The organism is Laribacter hongkongensis DSM 14985, from assembly GCF_000423285.1.
GTDB lineage: Bacteria > Pseudomonadota > Gammaproteobacteria > Burkholderiales > Aquaspirillaceae > Laribacter > Laribacter hongkongensis.
In genome coordinates this window covers 20,627-38,003 of record NZ_AUHR01000007.1, presented here as the reverse complement: position 1 = coordinate 38,003, position 17,377 = coordinate 20,627, and the positions used below count along the sequence as shown (strand labels likewise).

The following is a 17,377-nucleotide window of genomic DNA, read 5'->3' as shown; positions in this document are numbered from 1 at the left end:
TTCCGGGGCAGTCCGGTAGCCGGGCGATGATGCTGCTTGCCAAGGCCGGGCTCGGCACACTGGCCGTGCTGCTGATCGCCTGGCTGTCGAAAAGCCGGCACTATTACCTCGCCGGGCTGGTACCGTTGTTTCCGACTTTTGCCCTGATCGCGCACGCCGTGGTCGGGGGTGAGCGCGGAGCCGCGGCGCTGAAGGCCACCGCCCTGTTCGGTCTGGCGGCACTGGTGCCGTATGCCGGCTATCTGCTGGCCGTCTGGCTGCTGGCCGGCCGGTTGTCCCTGCTGCCGGTGCTGCTGGCAGCCACGGTCGTCTGGCTGGTGCTGGCCTGGTGCCTCGTGGCCGGCTGGAGCCGGCTGATGGCCTGATCCCTGATCCTGTTTCCTGTCTGAAAGAAGTACATGCTCGCCAAACGCATCATTCCCTGCCTCGACGTGACCGCCGGCCGCGTGGTGAAAGGCGTCAATTTCGTCGGTCTGCGCGATGCCGGTGACCCGGTCGAGATCGCCCGCCGCTACAACGAGCAGGGTGCCGACGAGCTGACCTTCCTCGACATCACGGCCAGTTCCGACGCCCGTGACATCATCCTGCACGTGATCGAAGCGGTGGCCGAGCAGGTGTTCATCCCCCTGACCGTCGGGGGGGGCGTGCGGCAGGTCGAGGATGTGCGCCGGCTGCTGAACGCCGGAGCCGACAAGGTGTCGATCAATACGTCGGCAGTCACCCATCCGGAGCTGGTGGCCGAGGCGGCCGGACGTTTTGGCTCGCAGGCCATCGTGGTGGCGGTGGATGCCAAGGCGGTGACGCCGGACAACGACCGCTGGGAAGTCTTCACCCACGGCGGACGCAAGCCGACCGGGCTGGATGCGGTGGAATGGGCGCGCAAGATGCAGGAACTGGGGGCGGGCGAGATCCTACTTACTTCGATGGATCGCGATGGCACCCGGATAGGGTTTAATCTAGCGCTGACGCGCGCCGTGAGCGATGCCGTGGATATCCCGGTGATTGCCTCGGGGGGCGTCGGCAACCTGCAGCACCTGGTTGACGGTATCAAGGAGGGACATGCCGACGCCGTACTGGCGGCGAGCATTTTCCACTTTGGCGACTACACCGTGCGGCAGGCCAAGGAACTCATGCAATCCCAAGGAATCGAGGTGCGACTGTGAGCAATACCCACCCGCAAGACTGGCTGGAACTCGTTCACTGGAACGAGCAGGGACTCGTCAACGTTATCGCCCAGGACGCTGCCAGTGGCCGCATCCTGATGGTGGCGTGGATGAACCGCGAGGCGCTCGAGCTGACAGCCGACACGCATGTCGCGCACTACTGGAGCCGTTCGCGCAACCGCCTGTGGCAAAAGGGAGAAGAATCCGGTCACCGGCAGACCGTGCGCGACATCCGTCTGGACTGCGACGGTGATGCCGTGCTGCTGACGGTCGAACAGACCGGCGGCGTGGCCTGCCACACCGGGCGCGAATCCTGTTTTTACCGCCGGCTGGAAAAGGGCGGCTGGCACGTGGTCGAGCCGGTACTCAAAAATCCGGCAGACGTGTACGGTCATCCGACCAAGGCATCCTGAGCCCCTGCCCCCCGCGACGAGCGGGGGCAGGGTACACTTGACGGCGCTTTTCCCATTCCAACCGCGAGGCCGACCATGATCCAGTCCGACGTGCTGTACAGCATTGCCGATACCCTTGAGGCGCGCAAAAGCGCGGCTTCCAGTTCGTCCTATGTCGCCAGCCTGTTCCAGAAGGGCGAAGACGCGATCCTGAAAAAGGTCGCCGAAGAGTCGGCCGAAGTGCTGATGGCCTCCAAGGACGGTGACAAGCTGCACCTGGTACGCGAAACGGCCGACCTGTGGTTCCATTCGCTCGTGCTGCTGGCCTACCACAACCTGCGCCCGGAAGACGTGCTGGCCGAACTCAAGCGCCGCGAAGGCATCTCCGGACACGACGAAAAAGCCTCGCGGCAAACTTCCTGAACTTCTCTGCCTGCATCGCAAGGACCGCACCGCATGAGTGACTGCATCTTCTGCAAGATCGCCGCTGGCGACATCCCGGCCACCCTGGCCTATCAGGACGACCAGTGCGTCGCGTTTCACGACATCCAGCCCAAGGCACCGGTGCACCTGCTGGTGATTCCGCACCGTCACATTGCCTCCCTGCTGGAGGTCGAGGCAGCCGATGCTCCGTTGCTGGGACATCTGCTGGCCGTGGCGGCCCGGCTGGCGCGCGAGCACGGACTGACTGCCGGTTACAAGACCCAGATCAACACCGGGCATGCCGGCGGGCAGGAAGTTTTCCACTTGCACATCCACGTACTCGGTCAACCGCAGTAAAATCCGCCACGTTTTCCGCCGTTCCGGCCAGCTCCGGCTGGCCAAGTCGTACAGAAAGATAAAATCATGGGTTCTTTCAGCATTTGGCATTGGGTCATTGTTCTGGTGGTGGTCGTGCTGATTTTCGGCACCAAGAAGCTGCGTAACGTCGGCCAGGATCTGGGCGGCGCCGTCAAGGGGTTCAAGGAAGGCATGAAGAGCGAGGGCGAAGACGCCGCCCAGACACCGCCGGCTGCCCAGAAAGAAGGCGGCCGGGTGATCGACGCCGAGCCGGCTGACAAGAAGTAACCGTGTTCGACATCAGCTTTGGCGAGATGCTGTTGATCGGCATCGTCGCCCTCGTGGTTATCGGGCCGGAAAAGCTGCCCTCGGTGGCCCGCACGCTCGGGGCACTGGTCGGGCGCATGCAGCGTTACGTCAATGACGTGAAGGCCGACATCCAGCGCGAAACCAGCATGAGCGAGCTCAAGCAGCTCGGGGCCGAGGTCACCAGTGCCGCACAGAACCTGCGGGACAGTGTGACCCGGCAGGTCGATGAAGTGCAGGCATCCGTCGAATCGGTCCGCCAGGACCTGACCGAACCGGTGGCCGAAGCCGGTCAGGCCGTGCAGGACGCTGTCACGGCTACGGCCGACGAGCTGGCGGCTGCCACCGAGGCCGCCCGGGCCGCCGTGGCACCGGATGCCGTACCGGCTGACGGGGATGCGCCCGCCCGCAGCGAAGAACAGCTTGACCTCTTCGAGGCCCGGCCGCAGGCCGGAACGCCCCCTCCGGCGGCTGCCGGCGACACCAAACCGCAGACTTCCGCATGACCGAACAACCTCTTGTGGCGCACCTGATCGAGCTGCGCCAGCGGCTCGTCCGCGCCATCATCGGCATCGTCGTCATCTTCGTGGTGCTGTTTCACTGGTCGGGCGACATTTACGCCCTGCTGGCCAAGCCGATGATGGACGTGCTGCCTGCCGGCACCAACATGATTGCCACCGACGTCACCACGCCGTTCTTCGTACCGATGAAGGTGACCATGATGGTGGCGTTCGTGCTGGCGCTGCCCAACACGCTGTACCAGATCTGGGCCTTTATCGCGCCAGGGCTCTACAGCCACGAAAAGCGCCTGATCGTGCCGGTCATGGCTTCGTCGATCCTGCTGTTCGTGCTCGGCATGGCCTTTGCCTATTTCCTCGTCTTTCCGGTGGTCTTCGGCTTCATGACCGCAGTGACGCCGACCGGGGTGTCGATGATGACCGACATCGACAAGTACCTGTCGTTCGTCCTCGGCATGTTCCTCGCCTTCGGCATCACCTTTGAGGTGCCGGTCATCGTGGTGCTGCTGACCCGGTTTGGCGTGCTGACGGTCGAAAAGCTGCGGCAGGGCCGGCCGTACGTGATCGTGGGCGCCTTCATCGTGGCGGCCATCGTGACGCCGCCGGACGTGCTGAGCCAGATCATGCTCGCCGTGCCGCTGTGGCTGCTGTACGAATTCGGCATCATCTTGTCAGTCTGGCTGGGCAAGGGCCAGTCCAGGGCCGGAGCCGAGGATACGCCGGCATGAACCGGGTAACCCTGCTGCACTGGAGTGCCATCACCAGCCTGATCGCGCTGATCCTGCTGACGCTGGCGTGGGAGCTGTGGCTGGCTCCGCTGCGCGAGGGCGGCAGCTTGCTGGCGCTCAAGGCCGTACTGCTGCTGCTGCCGCTGTTCGGCGTGCTGCGCGGCCGGGTGTATACCTACCAGTGGGCCAGCATGGCGATCCTGTTCTTCTTTGCCGAAGGCGTCATGCGGGCGTGGGCGGATCTTGATCCCCTGTCGCGCCTGTGTGCATGGGGCGAAATCCTGCTGTGTCTGGTGTTTTTCGCCAGCGCAGTGTTCTATGCAAAGTACGCCCGGCTGGCCGGAGTGCCGGTGCGCTGACGGCCAGGGCAGTTTCCGCAAGCGGTTCCAGCCGGCGATGACCTTTCAGTCATCGCCGGTTTGCTGTCGGGCCTGCCAGGCCTGCCACGCTGCCGTGGCCCGCTGGCCGGTGGCGCAGAAAGCCAGCACCGGGCGCGGTGCATTTGCCAGTGCCCGTTCCAGCCGGACTACATCGGCGGGCTGCATGGCGTGTGGCACGACCGGAATGTAGAAGCTCTGCATGCCGGCCTTGGCCAGTTCTTCATGGCGTGGCTGGGCTGCGCCGCCCTCACCGTCGGGACGGTGGTTGATCAGGGTGCGGAAGCCTTGGGCTGCCAGACCGGGCAGGTCGGCCGGCGTGACCTGCGGAGCAACGGCGTAGTCGTCCGCCAGAGCAGTGATGGAAAGCCCCATGGACCGAAACCTCGAAAACGGATGACAGGTTTCCGGTATAGGCGGCGTTCGTCATGCCGGGCGGTTTACCCGACCGGCGCAGGGGCTGGCAGGTTGAGCGCAGCGCGGGCATTGGCGCTGGTTGCTTCGGCCACTTCCTCGATGCTGATGCCGCGCAGGCTGGCCAGTTCGGCAGCGTAGCGGGCGATGAAGGCCGGTTCGCTGCGCGGAGCCCAGGCGGGTGGAATGTCGGGCGCGTCGGTTTCCAGCACGATGCTGTCCAGCGGCAGGCTGGCGGCCAGCCGCCGGATTCGCTGGCTGCCGGAGTAGGTCATGGCGCCGCCAAAGCCGAGCTTGAACCCTTGGCGGATCAGGGCCTGAGCCTGTTCCGTGCTGCCGTTGAAAGCATGGGCAATGCCGCGCCCGATGCGCTGCTGGCGCAGGCATTTCAGCACTCGGTCAACCGAGCGGCGCACGTGCAGGATGACCGGCAGGTCATGGCGGCGGGCAAGCCGCAGCTGCTCGGTCAGCAGGTATTCCTGCCGGGCCGGGTCCAGCTCCGGCAGATGGAAGTCCAGTCCGATTTCGCCGACGGCACACGGCTGCTCGCGGGCCAGCCATTCGTCGAGCCGGTCGAGGTCGGCGGGCTGGTGTTGCAGCAGATACACCGGATGCAGGCCGAATGCCACGGCACAGCCATGCTGCTCACGCATGGCCCGGACCCGGGAAAATCCTGCACAGGTGATGGCGGGCACTACCAGTTGCCGGATGCCGGCTGCGCGGGCGGCTGCGGCGACCTGGTCGCGGTCGGCGTCAAATTCCCTGGCATCCAGATGGCAGTGGGTATCGATGAAGTCCATGCCTGCCAGTGTAGCCCGTGGCTTACTGCGCCGGGCGGGCAGGTAGGACGGCGGCCGTGGTGACTGGCGGTGGTGCGGGGCGCTGGAGCGGTGCCACCGGTGGTGGTGGCGTGCGGCGTACGGTTTTTTTCTCGGTACGGACGCGGTCCAGACCGGAATGATAGGGCGATGGCTTGGCTGCCTGGGCGCCGGGTGTGGCCAGACCGGCAGCAACCAGCAGGGCGAGCAGCATGTTGGACATGGCAGGACTCCGGACAGGGCGACAGCCGCCGGAATGTCATGGCTCCGGCGAGGATGGACGGATTATTCCTGCCGGAGCGGCCGGTCTGCCAGCGGCAAAATGTCGGCGGATGTAACGTCGCGTAGCGCCCGGTCGCTGGTCGTGTGCGGTCCTTGTTCCAGGAGATGCGTCTTTCGGCCGGTTCCAGCGGTCACGCCAGCTCTGCTGGCATCATGCCGGGCCGGGGAGTACCGGAGAGGAGATGATCCGCGCCGGTACGGAGCGTACCGGGCGATCCGGTGTTGCGGCCAGGGGCATTGCACGGCCGGCCGGTCAGGCTGCCGGGGGCAATGTCAGTGGCGAAGGCCAGCTCAGGGTCAGGCGCGCGCCGCCCAGCTCCGGTGCTTCGTCGATCCGTACTTCACCCCGGTGCCAGTGCATGATGCGGGTGACGATCGCCAGCCCCAGTCCGTAGCCGCCGGTCTTGCGGTTGCGCGAAGCATCGAGCCGGGTAAAGGGCTTGAGGACCTGCTCACGGCTGTCGGCCGGAATGCCCGGACCATCATCGTCGATGTGCAGGACGACCTGGCCGTCCTGCCACAGGGCCGTCAGGGCCACCTGCCCGCCCGCGTGGCGGCGGGCGTTGACCAGCAGGTTGCTGACCGCCCGCCCCAGATAGTAGGGATCACCCAGTACCTGTGCCGTAGGGGCGAGGTCGCAGTGGAATACGACCGGATGCTCACCCCAGTCAAAGCCGCCCAGGATTTCCGCCAGCCAGGGCTTGAGCGTGACCGGCTGGGTGTGGATGTCCAGCTCCTGCCGCTCAAGGCTGCCCAGCAGCAGCAGCTCGTCGGTCATGTCGTTGAGCTGGTCCAGTTCCCGGTTGATCTGGCCGATCACCTTGTCGGTCATCGGGTTGTCTTCGGACAGGCCCTTGAGCATCTCCAGCCGGTAGCGCAGGCGGGCGATCGGTGTGCGCAGGTCGTGCGACACGGCATTGATCATGACCTTGCGGCTGGCCAGCAGTTCTTCGATGTCGCCGGCCATGCCGTTCATGGTCTTGCCGAGATCCACCAGCGCCGATGCTTCCGGCAGGCTGGCTCGGGCGGCAAAATCGCCGTTGCCGAGCTTCTGCGACACCTGCGACAGCTCGCGCGCGTGCTTCCACAGCGGGCGGATCCACAGATAGGTCGGGATGCCGAGCGACAGGCACAGCGACAGCACGGCCAGCACGTCGATCCATTGCAGGGTGCCGACGTAGTGGAAGTAGCTGACCGGTCCCATGGCAACCAGATAGTCACTGTGCGGAATGCGCTGGAGGAAGAGGTTGCTGTCTTCCAGCCGGATGATGCTGCCTTCCTGTAAGGCCTTCTGGTTGGCCGGTGACAGCACGAAGGTATCCAGCGGCTCGATTTCGACCGGCAGCGGAATGCGGCTGCGGATGTTGTTGAGCGCGTCCTCCCACTCGGCTTCCGGATAGTCGGACAGTTCGCGCTCGATCAGGTACAGCGACGTTTCGAAAATGTCGACCAGGTAACGCTGGGTGGTGTTCTGCACCACGTTCTTGTAGATGGCGCCGACCACCAGTACCGAAAACAGGAAGCTGGTAACGACGGTCAGGTAGAACTGCAGGAAGAGTTTGCGCATGGGCGGACCGGAGCAGGCCGGAAAGGACGGCGGTCACCGGCACGGAGCCGGCGGCCGCGGAGCTGGCAGGGAGTCAGTGCCAGACGTCGTTGGCGAACAGGTAGCCCTTGTGGCGGATGGTCTTGATCTTCTTGGGGTCGGCGGTGTCGTCATCGAGCTTCTTGCGCAGGCGCGAAATGGCGACGTCGACCGAACGGTCCAGCCCGTCGTAGTGCACGCCGCGCAGCTTGTAGAGCAGGTCTTCGCGCGTCAGCACTTCGCCGGCGTGGCTGGCGAGCTCCCACAACAGGTCGAAGTCGCCGGTCGAGAGGGCGATGGTTTCGCCGCACAGGCGCACGGTGCGGTTCATGTGGTCGATCTGCAGCGAACCGAAGTCGAGGATGCGCGCGCCCTTGGGCGTGGGCACAGCCACCACGGGCGTGTCGGGGCTGCTGGCGGCCTGGCGCAGGTGGGCGCGCAGGCGGGCCAGCAGGACGGACGGCGGCGTGGTTTTCAGCACGTAGTCGTTGGCACCCAGCTCGAAGCCGAGGATCTGGTTCATGTCGCTGTTGAGCGAGGTGAGCATGACGATCGGCCCCTGGTACTGGCCGCGCAGTTCGCGGCACAGGGTCAGGCCGTCCTTGCCCGGCAGCATGATGTCGAGCAGGACCAGATCGGGAGGGGCGGCCAGAATGGCATCGAATGCCGTATCGCCGCGGTCGATCACGGTGACGTCCAGCCCGTAGCTGCGCAGGTAGTCACTGATGAGTTCGGCGAGTTCGGCGTCGTCTTCGACAAAGGTGATGCGCGGGTTCACGGCAGATTTTCCCGGTGAGTGCTCGATGGCCTGATTGTAACGATTTGTGTGACGGACGTGGGCAGTGAACCTGCAATCGGCATACCAGTAGTTTTACCGAGTCCTCCCGGCAATTGCGCCGATTATCCCGTAGCGGCAGGCGGGATATTGTTCGCGCATTGATTGCCGGACCGAACATAACAAGGAAAACCACCATGCCGACCTCCCGCCTGACCTGTACTTTGCTGGCCGCCGGACTCCTGTCCCCGCTGGCCTGGGCCGACAATGCCCCGGCGAAAATCTCGCTGATCGACCGGCCGGTACCGAGTCTCGATACCCTCAAGGATGACGCCTACGGCAAGCTGGTGCGGCGCGGGCATGAGCTGGCCACCCGCACGTTTGCCCATATCGGGCCGGAAGTGAAAAACCCGAAGATGCGCTATGCCGGCAACAACCTGTCGTGCACGTCCTGCCACCAGGACAGCGCCACCAAGCCCTATGCCATTCCGTGGGTCGGCGCCTTTGCCAGCTTCCCGCAGTACCGGGCACGCGAAGATGCCGTCAGCACCATCGAAGAGCGCGTCAACGGCTGCATGGAGCGCAGCATGAACGGCAAGCCGCTGCCGCTGGGCTCGGATGAAATGAAGGCATTTGTGGCCTATATCCATTTCCTGTCGCAAGGCATCCCGGTCGGTCAGGAAGTTGAAGGTGCCGCCACCAAGGCGACCAGGGTGCCCGACCGCCGTGCCGACCTGGTTGCCGGCAGGCAGGTTTACCAGGCGCAGTGCGTGGCCTGTCACGGGCCGGATGGTCAGGGCGTGCGTGCCGGCGCAGCGGGTTCGGCGCAGGGGTACGTGTTTCCGCCGCTGTGGGGCAAGGACAGTTTCAACAACGGTGCCGGCATGAACCGCCTGCTGACCGCCACCCGCTTCATCCGTCACAACATGCCGCAGGGCACCACCTTCAAGGCACCGGTCCTGACCGATGACGAGGCATTCGATGTGGCGGCCTATGTCCTGTCGCAGCCGCGCCCGGTCAAGGCCGGTCTGGACAAGGATTTCCCGGCCCGCTGGAACAAGCCGGTCGATGCCGCCTTCCCGCCCTACGTTGACGGCGCACCGGCTGACCAGCACCGTTTCGGTCCGTATCCGCCGCTCCTGGAGGCGGCCAAAAAGCGTCAGCCCAACTGAAGCGGCTGACCGGCTTCGGCCTGCCGGGAGAGCGCCTCCGGAGCGGCGCTCATCACCAGCCGCACGAGGTCGGCCAGATTGCCGGCCCCGGTCTTGTCCATCAGGTTCAGCCGGTGAGAATGCACGGTTTTTTCGCTGATGCCGAGCTGGGCGGCGATGCGCTTGTTCGGATGGCCGGCGGCTGCCAGACAGGCGATTTCGTATTCACGCGGTGTCAGCCGGTCCAGCCGGTCCTGTGCCTGCTGCCGGCTGTCACGCAGCCGCTGGCGCATCTGGCCGTGACGGTGGGCTGATTCCAGCGCGGTCAGCAATTGCTGTTCGCGAAACGGTTTTTGCAGGAAATCCGTAGCGCCGGCCTTCATGGCTTCAACGGCCAGTTCAACGTCACCGTGCCCGGTCATGAACAGGACCGGAAAGGTCGAGCCGCGCCGGACCAGCTCCTGGTAAAGCTCCAGTCCGTTCATGCGCGGCATGCGGATGTCGAGGATCAGGCAGCCGGCGCCCGGATAGGGCGGATCGGCCGCGAGGAAGGCGGCGGCCGAATCGTATTCGACGGTGGACCAGCCGGAGGATTCCAGCAGAAACGTCAGTGACTGCCGGAACGGCTCGTCGTCGTCCACGATGTGGGCGACGGGCAGGCATTCAGTCTGAAGAGTGGTGGTCATGCGGGGGCAGGGTGAAAGTCAGGCACAGGCCGGGCGCCGGGGTGTTGGGCGCAGCGGTCAGGTGGCCGCCGTGCGCTTCGATCAGGGTGGTGCAGATGGACAGCCCCAGTCCCAGTCCGTCCGGCTTGGTGGTGAAAAATGGCTCGAACAGGCGCGCCAGGGTTTCCGGCGTGATTTCCGGTCCATGGTCGCGCACGCTGACCCGATAGGGAGTCTCATGCAGGTCGACCAGGACATCCAGTGCACACGTATTGTCTTTCTGGGCATCGCTGCCGTTTTTCAGCAGGTTGAGGATGACCTGCTGGATCTGCATCGGATCGACCCTGACCGGCAAGGCCTGGCCGGGAGGCTGCCGGGTGTGGACGCGGACCGGCGGTGCATGCGGCATCAGCGTGCGGAACAGTTCGACGCTCTGCCGCACCAGGGTATCCAGCCCGTGCAGCTCGCGTACGTGCGGACGCTTGTGGATCAGGGCACGGATGCCGGCCAGTACGCTGCTGGCCCGGCGTGCTTCGGCCGCGATGGCCTGGGCGGCGGTCAGGGTGGCGGCATCGGTTAACTGGCCGCTGGCCGCCCGTCTTGGCAGGCTGTCGGCGTAATTGGCAATGCTGGCCAGTGGCTGGTTGAGTTCATGGGCCAGGGTGCCCGCGACTTCTCCGAGCAGCGACAGCCGTCCCAGGTGTTCGACCTCGGCCTGCTGGACGTGCAGTCTGGCCGCCATGCGCTGGCGTTCGGCCTCGGCGGCTCCGAGGGCTTCGGTCCGGCGCCGTACCAGCCGTTCGACATGAACGGTGTAGCCCAGCCAGAACAGGATGAAGGCCAGTGCAGCGGCCAGCCAAGGCCAGAAGCGCTGGAACAGGATCAGCGGACTGTCGTAGGCCAGCCCGGCATAAGGGCCGATGCGCAGGGTGCGCAGTACGTCATGGGCTGGCAGGTAGTCGGCCGGCACGCTCCAGCGCGGGGCGGTGGACGATGAGGCAGGCGGGTGGTACAGCGCCAGTGCCACGTCGTGCGCCAGCTGCGGCGGGGTATGCGGCGTGCTGGCAAAGGCCCAGCCCGGAAACAGGATCGAGCTGGACGCGCAGGGCAGGTCGGGAATGTCACGGGTGACAACGGGGCGAAGGCGTCCGGCCGGTAGCTGTCCGCTGTGTTCCAGGCTTTCCAGCAGGCAGGTCCGCAGGACGCCGGCATCGGCTTCGCCGGTCAGGACGGCATCCACGACGCTTTGCATCGGATAGCCGGTAAAGCGCATGGTCGGTGGAGCCGGGTGGTCTGGAAGCTGCTGCTGCCAGTCGGCGGCAAAAATCTGGTATCCGCCGAATGCTTCGGGCGAGACGGCTGCCACGGTCTTGCCGGCAAGGTCTTCCAGTGTCTTGATGTCGTTGCGGTCTGCCCGGATGACCAGCACCGAGCCGACCACCTGCTCCGGTCTGGGCGGGGAGTCGATCTGCTCGGTGGCGATGCGCGACAGGCCGAAGCGGGCTTCCATGTCGACATAGTGGCCGGGGTTGGTGATCAGGAACGTCAGTTGCCGGCGGCTCAGGGCGCGTTCCATGCCGTTCGGGTCCAGCGGCTGCAACCGGAACTGATGGGCCGGCAGCTGTTGCTGCAACTGCTCCAGCAACGGCTGCCAGCGTTGCTCGGCCGCCCGGGAGCCCTGCCAGGCCAGGACGCCGATGGTGACGGTCTGGGCCCGGGCAGCGGGCAGGATGAAACCGTTGCCGGACAACAGGCCGGCAAGAATCAGGACAAAAGGGAAAAGTCGCGGCATTTTTTATGACAAGCAACCGGTACGGCGCGCAGTGTAGCACTGTCCACCGCGACTTCCTGGCTGGTCAGAGCCGTTCGATGGCTACGGCCGTAGCTTCGCCGCCACCGATGCACAGGCAGGCCACGCCGCGCTGCATCTGCCGGTGTTCCAGCGCATGCAGCAGGGTGACCAGAATGCGGGCGCCGGAGGCGCCGATCGGGTGACCGAGGGCGCAGGCGCCGCCATGGACGTTGACCCGGGCAGGATCCAGCTCCAGTTCGTGCAAGGCGGCCAGTGCCACGACGGCAAAGGCTTCGTTGATTTCGTACAGGTCGACGTCCTGCGGCTGCCATTGCAGTTTTTGCAGCAGTTTCCGGACGGCGAACACGGGAGCGGTGGTAAACCAAGGCGGCTCATGGGCAAAGCTGGCATGACCGGCAATGCGGGCCAGGGGAGTCAGGCCCCGGCGCAGGGCTTCCGACTGGCGCATCAGTGCCAGGGCAGCAGCTCCATCGGAAATGGAGCTGGAGTTGGCCGCGGTGACGGTGCCGTCGCTGGCAAAGGCCGGCTTCAGGCTGGCGATCCGCTCCGGGCGGGCCGTGAGCGGTTGTTCGTCTTGGTCGATGCGGGTGTGGCCATGGCGCTGTACGAGATCGACGCCGACGATTTCGGCTGCAAACGCACCGGTCTGCTGTGCGTGCAGGGCGCGTTCGAGCGAGCGCCGGGCATAGTCGTCCTGCTGCTCGCGGCCAAAGCCGTAGTGCCGGGCGCAGCGTTCGGCAAACACACCCATCAGGGTGCCTTTTTCGTAGGCGTCCTCCAGCCCGTCGAGGAACATGTGGTCTTGAGTCACGCCGTGCCCCAGACGCTGGCCGGTACGCATTTTCGGCAACAGGTAAGGTGCGTTCGACATGCTTTCCATGCCGCCTGCCAGCACGATGCGGGCGCTGCCGGCCAGCAGGGCGTCGTGTCCCTGCATCACGGCCTTCATGCCGGAGCCGCACATCTTGTTGATCGTGGTGCAGGGCACATGCGGCGACAGTCCTGCTGTCAGGGTAGCCTGACGCGCTGGAGCCTGCCCCTGCCCGGCCGGCAGTACGCAGCCCATGATGACTTCGTCGACCGCTTCGCTGGCGATGCTGGCGCGGCGGGCGACTTCGGCCAGGGCTGCGGCTCCCAGAGCGCTGGCGGGCAGGCTGGACAGGCTGCCCTGCAGACCGCCGATGGGGGTACGGGCAGCGGCAACAATCACGACCGGATCGGTGGAAGACATGTTTTTCTCCTTTGCTTTTACGTAAACGGAAACTTTGCGGCAAACAGCCACCTGCCAGTGGCACATCAATCGTCGGTTTGCGAGCCCGGGCCGCCGGTACGCTTTTCCAGCAGGCGTTCACAGGTCTGCCGCAGCGACTGTACTTCACGCATCACGACATTGATGTCCTCGATCTGCTGCATCAGACGTTGTTCACGCTGGCTGAGGATCTTGAGGAATTCCATCAGTTGCGGTGCATCGTCATAGGCAGCGTCATACAGGCCGAACAGCTCACGGATTTCCTGGAGTGTGAGGCCGATGCGCTTGCCTCTCAGCGTCAGCAACAGGCGTGTACGGTCGCGGCGCGAGTAAATGCGGTGCTGCCCCCGGCGTTCCGGCGCAATCAGGCCCTGGTCTTCGTAGTGGCGAATGGTGCGGGTGGTAACGTCAAATTCGCGTGCCAGTTCGCTGATGGTGTAGGTCTTGTCCAAACCGCTCATGCTGCTGCTCCTGCTTTGAAAGGCGATTTTATCGCGTTGCAACATTTCGCGCGCGGCTGTTATGGAGTTGTAATGAACGCATGAATTTCAAAATTGACGTTAACGTAAACGTATATTAGCGTGCCGGTGTCAATCAAGAGAAGGGGAGCGCCATGAAATTGCCGACAATCGCCGTGCTGGGAGCTGGCCAGATGGGAAGCGGCATTGCCCAGGTGTGTGCCCAGGCCGGGCTGTCCGTGCGGTTGCTGGATGTGGACCACGCCGCCTTGCAGCGTGCCCGGGCCGGCATGGAGGCGAGTCTTGCCAGACTGGCTTCCCGCAGCGCCCTTGACCCGGCTGCCGTACTGGACCGCATCGAGCCGGTGTCTGCCATGGAGGCCTTGGCCGGCTGCGACTGGGTGATCGAGGCGGCCCCCGAGCGGCCGGAACTCAAGCTGCGCCTGCTGGCTGACGCAGCCCGGGTCGTGGGGCCGGCAGCGGTTCTGGCCAGCAACACGTCTTCCATTGCTCTGACACGGCTGGCGGCCGCAGTGCCACAGCCGGAGCGGGTGATCGGCATGCATTTCATGAATCCGGTGCCGGTTATGAAGCTGGTCGAGGTGATCCGCGCCAGCCAGACCAGCGATGCGGTGCATGAAGCCACCGTGGCGCTGGCGCGACAACTGGACAAAGAACCGGTCAGCGTCAATGACTCGCCGGGCTTTGTGTCCAACCGAATCTTGATGCCGATGATCAACGAGGCGGCCTTTTGCGTACATGAGGGCGTGGCGACTGTCGAGGCGGTGGACCAGGTCATGACCCTTGGCATGGCGCATCCGCTCGGACCGCTGAAGCTGGCCGACCTGATCGGGCTGGATACCTGTGTGGCGATCATGGACGTGCTGTGGCATGACTTGCGCGACAGCAAATACCGCGTGTGTCCGCTGCTGGTCCGTCATGTCGAGGCTGGCTGGCTTGGACGCAAGAGCGGGCGCGGGTTTTACCGCTACGACCGGTGATGCGCTGCCGCATCGAAAAGGCTTGCGCATGCTGTTCGGGTGGTTTAGCTTGCGCCCACAAGTTTACGTTCACGTAAATGTAATACGCCCAAAGAGGTGTCATCCATCACGAGGAGATAGTGCATGGCCAATCCGCTTGATCTGCCGGAAGGGCATCGGCGCACCACGGCGCCCGCTCCCCCCGACACGTTTCCCAAACTGCTGCGGCAACACGCCGACGTACGCGGCCAGCAACCTGCCATGCGCGAAAAGGATCTGGGCATCTGGCAGAGCTGGAACTGGAAACAGGTGGCCGACGAGGTGCAGGCGCTGGCCTGCGGGCTGGCGGCGCACGGTTTCGGGCGCGGTGAGCGGCTGGCCGTGATCGGTGACAACCGGCCGCGACTGTACTGGAGCCTGCTGGCGGCCCAGAGCCTTGGCGGTGTGCCGGTGCCGCTATATCAGGATGCCGTGGCCGACGAGATGGTGTTCGTACTGGCCGATGCCGGCATCAGCGTGGCCGTGGTCGAAGACCAGGAGCAGGTCGACAAGCTGCTGGAGATCCGTGACCGCCTGCCGGACCTGCGCCTGATCGTGTACGACGATCCGCGCGGCCTGCGCCACTATGATGCACCGGGCCTGATGAGCTGCGACACCCTGCTTGGCGAGGGACGGCTGTTTCACGAGCAGCACCCGCTCTTTTACACCGGCATGGTGGATGCCTCCCGTGGCAGCGACATGGCCATCATGCTGTATACCTCCGGCACCACCGGCCAGCCCAAGGGCGTGGTACATACTTTCGACAGCATGATCCATACCGCCCGGGGAGCGGCCGGGCTCGAAGGACTGACCGACCGCGAAGAAGTCCTCGCCTATCTGCCCATGGCTTGGGTAGGCGACAACCTGTTCTCGTTTGCCCAGTCGCTGGTGTGCGGGTTTTGCGTCAGCTGCCCCGAATCGTCGGAAACCGTGATGACCGACATGCGCGAAATCGGGCCGACCTATTACTTCGCTCCGCCGCGGGTATTCGAAAACCTGCTGACGCAGGTCTCCATCCGCATGGAAGACGCCGGCCGCATCAAGCGCTGGCTGTTCCGCTATTTCATGGCCCACGCCCGCCGGGTCGGCGTCCGCATCGTTGACGGGGAAACGGTCGGATTCTGGGACCGGCTGGGCTACCGGCTGGGCGACTGGCTGGTGTACGGCCCGGTCAAGAACGTGCTGGGCTTTTCGCGCATCCGCCTGGCCTACACCGCCGGTGAAGCCATCGGGCCCGAGCTGTTTGCCTTCTACCGCGCCCTCAACATCAACATCAAACAGCTTTACGGTTCGACCGAAGCCTACGTCATGGTGTGCGTGCAGCCCAACGGCGAGGTCAAGTCCGACAGCGTCGGCCGGCCGGCACCCGGCGTGGAAGTACAGCTGGACGACAGCGGCGAAGTGCTGTTCCGCAGTCCCGGTACCTTCCACAGCTACTGGAACCGCCCGGACGCCACGCAGGAAACCCGGGATGCCGACGGCTGGGTGCGGACGGGTGACGCCGGCTTTTTCGACGATGACGGGCACCTGCGCATCATCGACCGCGCCAAGGATGTCGGCCGCCTGAACGACGGCACCCTGTTTGCGCCCAAATACCTTGAAAACAAGCTGAAGTTTTTCCCCTTCATCAAGGAAGCCGTCACCTTCGGCGACGGCTGCGACTTTGTCACCGCCTTTGTCAGCATCGACCTCGAGGCCGTGGGCAACTGGGCCGAGCGTCGCGGGCTGGCCTACACCGGCTATACCGACCTGGCGGCCCAGCCGGCAGTTTATGAACTGATCCGCGACTGCATCGAGCAGGTCAACCGCGACCTGGCTGCCGATCCGCGGCTGGCCGGTTCGCAGGTCCACCGTTTCCTGCTGCTGCACAAGGAGCTGGATGCCGACGATGGCGAACTGACCCGCACCCGCAAGGTCCGCCGCCGTTTTGTGGCCGAGCGCTATGCCGACCTGATCGCCGCGCTGTACGGCAACCACGCCCGGGGCGTGATCGAAACCCAGGTCAGGTTCGAGGATGGACGCAGCGGCTGGCTGCGCGCCGATCTGGCCATCGAGGCTGCCCGTACCGTTGCCATGGAGGTGGCTGCATGAATCCGCACCGTCAAATCGGCGACGTCATCCTCGAAGCCAGCCACATCTCGCTGCGCTTCGGTGGCGTCAAGGCGCTGACCGACATCAGCCTTGATGTCCGTGAACATGAAATCCTCGCCATCATCGGCCCCAACGGTGCCGGCAAAAGCTCGATGCTCAACGTCATCAACGGTGTCTATCACCCGCAGGAAGGTGAGGTGCGCTGGAAAGGACGGGTGCGCGAGCGCATGAGCCCGCATCTGGCTTCCCGCCAGGGCATTGCCCGCACGTTCCAGAACATCGCCCTGTTCAAGGGCATGTCGGTACTCGACAACATCATGACCGGCCGCAACCAGAAAATGCACGCCGGCCTGCTGGAGCAGGCGCTGTGGTGGGGCCGGGCCGAACGCGAGGAAATGCGCCACCGCCGCCGGGTCGAGGAAATCATCGACTTCCTGGAAATCCAGCCGATCCGCAAGACACCGGTCGGACGCCTGCCCTACGGTCTGCAAAAGCGGGTGGAACTCGGCCGGGCGTTGGCAATGGAGCCGACCCTGCTGCTGCTGGACGAGCCGATGGCAGGCATGAACGTCGAGGAAAAGCAGGACATGTGCCGCTTCATCCTCGACGTCAACGATGCCTTCGGCACCACCATCGTGCTGATCGAGCACGACATGGGTGTGGTGATGGACCTCTCCGACCGGGTGGTCGTGCTCGATTACGGCAAGAAAATCGGCGACGGCCCGCCCGACGAGGTCAAGCGCAATCCGGCCGTGATCGCGGCCTATCTCGGAACGTCACACTGATTGGGAGC

At 64.8% G+C, this 17,377-nt stretch carries 22 protein-coding genes; 13 read left to right on the top strand and 9 right to left on the bottom strand.

From position 1 onward, the window contains the following. The first annotated feature begins 26 nt into the window (after positions 1–26). From G542_RS0108420 to G542_RS0108380, 9 genes are all read left to right on the top strand, one after another. Positions 27–365, top strand: coding sequence for a GlpM family protein (locus G542_RS0108420; RefSeq protein WP_027823870.1), 339 nt, complete (start codon positions 27–29; stop codon positions 363–365). 33 nt (positions 366–398) lie between these two features. After that, positions 399–1,163, top strand: a complete 765-nt coding sequence (hisF, locus tag G542_RS0108415) for an imidazole glycerol phosphate synthase subunit HisF (RefSeq protein WP_012695681.1) — start codon at positions 399–401, stop codon at positions 1,161–1,163. Then, positions 1,160–1,576 (top strand): phosphoribosyl-AMP cyclohydrolase, encoded by a 417-nt coding sequence (gene hisI / locus G542_RS18500; RefSeq protein WP_012695682.1) that lies wholly within the window; start codon positions 1,160–1,162, stop codon positions 1,574–1,576. Before hisF ends, hisI begins: the two co-directional genes overlap by 4 nt. A gap of 75 nt (positions 1,577–1,651) precedes the next feature. Then, positions 1,652–1,978: a phosphoribosyl-ATP diphosphatase gene (locus G542_RS18495; protein ID WP_012695683.1), complete on the top strand. Its 327-nt coding sequence runs from the start codon at positions 1,652–1,654 to the stop codon at positions 1,976–1,978. A 33-nt stretch (positions 1,979–2,011) separates the two neighbouring features. After that, the gene (locus G542_RS0108400) at positions 2,012–2,335 is read left to right on the top strand and encodes a histidine triad nucleotide-binding protein (RefSeq protein ID WP_027823869.1); all 324 of its coding nucleotides are present in this window, start codon (positions 2,012–2,014) and stop codon (positions 2,333–2,335) included. Between the two features lie 66 nt (positions 2,336–2,401). Further along, a complete protein-coding gene (gene tatA, locus G542_RS0108395) occupies positions 2,402–2,623 on the top strand; it encodes a Sec-independent protein translocase subunit TatA (RefSeq protein ID WP_012695685.1) in 222 nt (73 codons plus the stop codon). Positions 2,624–2,625: 2 nt separating this feature from the next. Next, positions 2,626–3,147 (top strand): Sec-independent protein translocase protein TatB, encoded by a 522-nt coding sequence (tatB, locus tag G542_RS17505; RefSeq protein ID WP_012695686.1) that lies wholly within the window; start codon positions 2,626–2,628, stop codon positions 3,145–3,147. Continuing rightward, a complete protein-coding gene (tatC, locus tag G542_RS0108385) occupies positions 3,144–3,887 on the top strand; it encodes a twin-arginine translocase subunit TatC (protein ID WP_012695687.1) in 744 nt (247 codons plus the stop codon). Before tatB ends, tatC begins: the two co-directional genes overlap by 4 nt. Beyond that, positions 3,884–4,246: a DUF2069 domain-containing protein gene (locus G542_RS0108380; RefSeq protein ID WP_012695688.1), complete on the top strand. Its 363-nt coding sequence runs from the start codon at positions 3,884–3,886 to the stop codon at positions 4,244–4,246. Before tatC ends, G542_RS0108380 begins: the two co-directional genes overlap by 4 nt. A 45-nt stretch (positions 4,247–4,291) precedes the next feature. Here G542_RS0108380 and G542_RS0108375 read toward each other — a convergent pair whose 3' ends face one another. From G542_RS0108375 to rstA, 5 genes are all read right to left on the bottom strand, one after another. Beyond that, positions 4,292–4,639, bottom strand: coding sequence for a protein tyrosine phosphatase family protein (locus tag G542_RS0108375; RefSeq protein ID WP_027823868.1), 348 nt, complete (start codon positions 4,637–4,639; stop codon positions 4,292–4,294). 65 nt (positions 4,640–4,704) lie between these two features. Beyond that, positions 4,705–5,478, bottom strand: a complete 774-nt coding sequence (locus G542_RS0108370; protein WP_012695691.1) for a TatD family hydrolase — start codon at positions 5,476–5,478, stop codon at positions 4,705–4,707. A gap of 22 nt (positions 5,479–5,500) precedes the next feature. After that, on the bottom strand, positions 5,501–5,719 hold the full coding sequence (locus G542_RS0108365; RefSeq protein WP_012695690.1) for a hypothetical protein: 219 nt from the start codon (positions 5,717–5,719) through the stop codon (positions 5,501–5,503). Between the two features lie 312 nt (positions 5,720–6,031). Next, a complete protein-coding gene (gene rstB / locus G542_RS0108360) occupies positions 6,032–7,345 on the bottom strand; it encodes a two-component system sensor histidine kinase RstB (RefSeq protein ID WP_012695692.1) in 1,314 nt (437 codons plus the stop codon). 73 nt (positions 7,346–7,418) lie between these two features. Further along, positions 7,419–8,141: a two-component system response regulator RstA gene (gene rstA, locus G542_RS0108355; RefSeq protein ID WP_027823867.1), complete on the bottom strand. Its 723-nt coding sequence runs from the start codon at positions 8,139–8,141 to the stop codon at positions 7,419–7,421. A gap of 194 nt (positions 8,142–8,335) precedes the next feature. Between rstA and G542_RS0108350 the strand changes: the two genes are divergently transcribed. After that, positions 8,336–9,310 (top strand): c-type cytochrome, encoded by a 975-nt coding sequence (locus G542_RS0108350; RefSeq protein WP_012695694.1) that lies wholly within the window; start codon positions 8,336–8,338, stop codon positions 9,308–9,310. Here G542_RS0108350 and G542_RS0108345 read toward each other — a convergent pair. The 4 genes from G542_RS0108345 to G542_RS16355 form a co-directional block, all read right to left on the bottom strand. Next, positions 9,298–9,975, bottom strand: a complete 678-nt coding sequence (locus tag G542_RS0108345) for a response regulator transcription factor (protein ID WP_012695695.1) — start codon at positions 9,973–9,975, stop codon at positions 9,298–9,300. The genes G542_RS0108350 and G542_RS0108345 overlap by 13 nt on opposite strands. Then, positions 9,953–11,746, bottom strand: a complete 1,794-nt coding sequence (locus tag G542_RS16360; RefSeq protein ID WP_012695696.1) for a sensor histidine kinase — start codon at positions 11,744–11,746, stop codon at positions 9,953–9,955. Before G542_RS16360 ends, G542_RS0108345 begins: the two co-directional genes overlap by 23 nt. A gap of 64 nt (positions 11,747–11,810) precedes the next feature. Beyond that, positions 11,811–12,998, bottom strand: coding sequence for an acetyl-CoA C-acyltransferase (locus tag G542_RS0108335; protein ID WP_027823866.1), 1,188 nt, complete (start codon positions 12,996–12,998; stop codon positions 11,811–11,813). A 65-nt stretch (positions 12,999–13,063) separates the two neighbouring features. Continuing rightward, a complete protein-coding gene (locus G542_RS16355; RefSeq protein WP_012695698.1) occupies positions 13,064–13,477 on the bottom strand; it encodes a MerR family transcriptional regulator in 414 nt (137 codons plus the stop codon). Positions 13,478–13,629: 152 nt separating this feature from the next. Here G542_RS16355 and G542_RS0108325 point away from each other — a divergent pair, with 152 nt between their 5' ends. From G542_RS0108325 to G542_RS0108315, 3 genes are all read left to right on the top strand, one after another. Beyond that, positions 13,630–14,475, top strand: a complete 846-nt coding sequence (locus tag G542_RS0108325) for a 3-hydroxyacyl-CoA dehydrogenase family protein (RefSeq protein WP_012695699.1) — start codon at positions 13,630–13,632, stop codon at positions 14,473–14,475. A 123-nt stretch (positions 14,476–14,598) separates the two neighbouring features. Beyond that, positions 14,599–16,584: an AMP-binding protein gene (locus tag G542_RS0108320; RefSeq protein ID WP_012695700.1), complete on the top strand. Its 1,986-nt coding sequence runs from the start codon at positions 14,599–14,601 to the stop codon at positions 16,582–16,584. Then, positions 16,581–17,369, top strand: a complete 789-nt coding sequence (locus G542_RS0108315; protein WP_012695701.1) for an ABC transporter ATP-binding protein — start codon at positions 16,581–16,583, stop codon at positions 17,367–17,369. The genes G542_RS0108320 and G542_RS0108315 overlap by 4 nt, the downstream gene beginning before the upstream one ends. Positions 17,370–17,377: the final 8 nt, after the last annotated feature.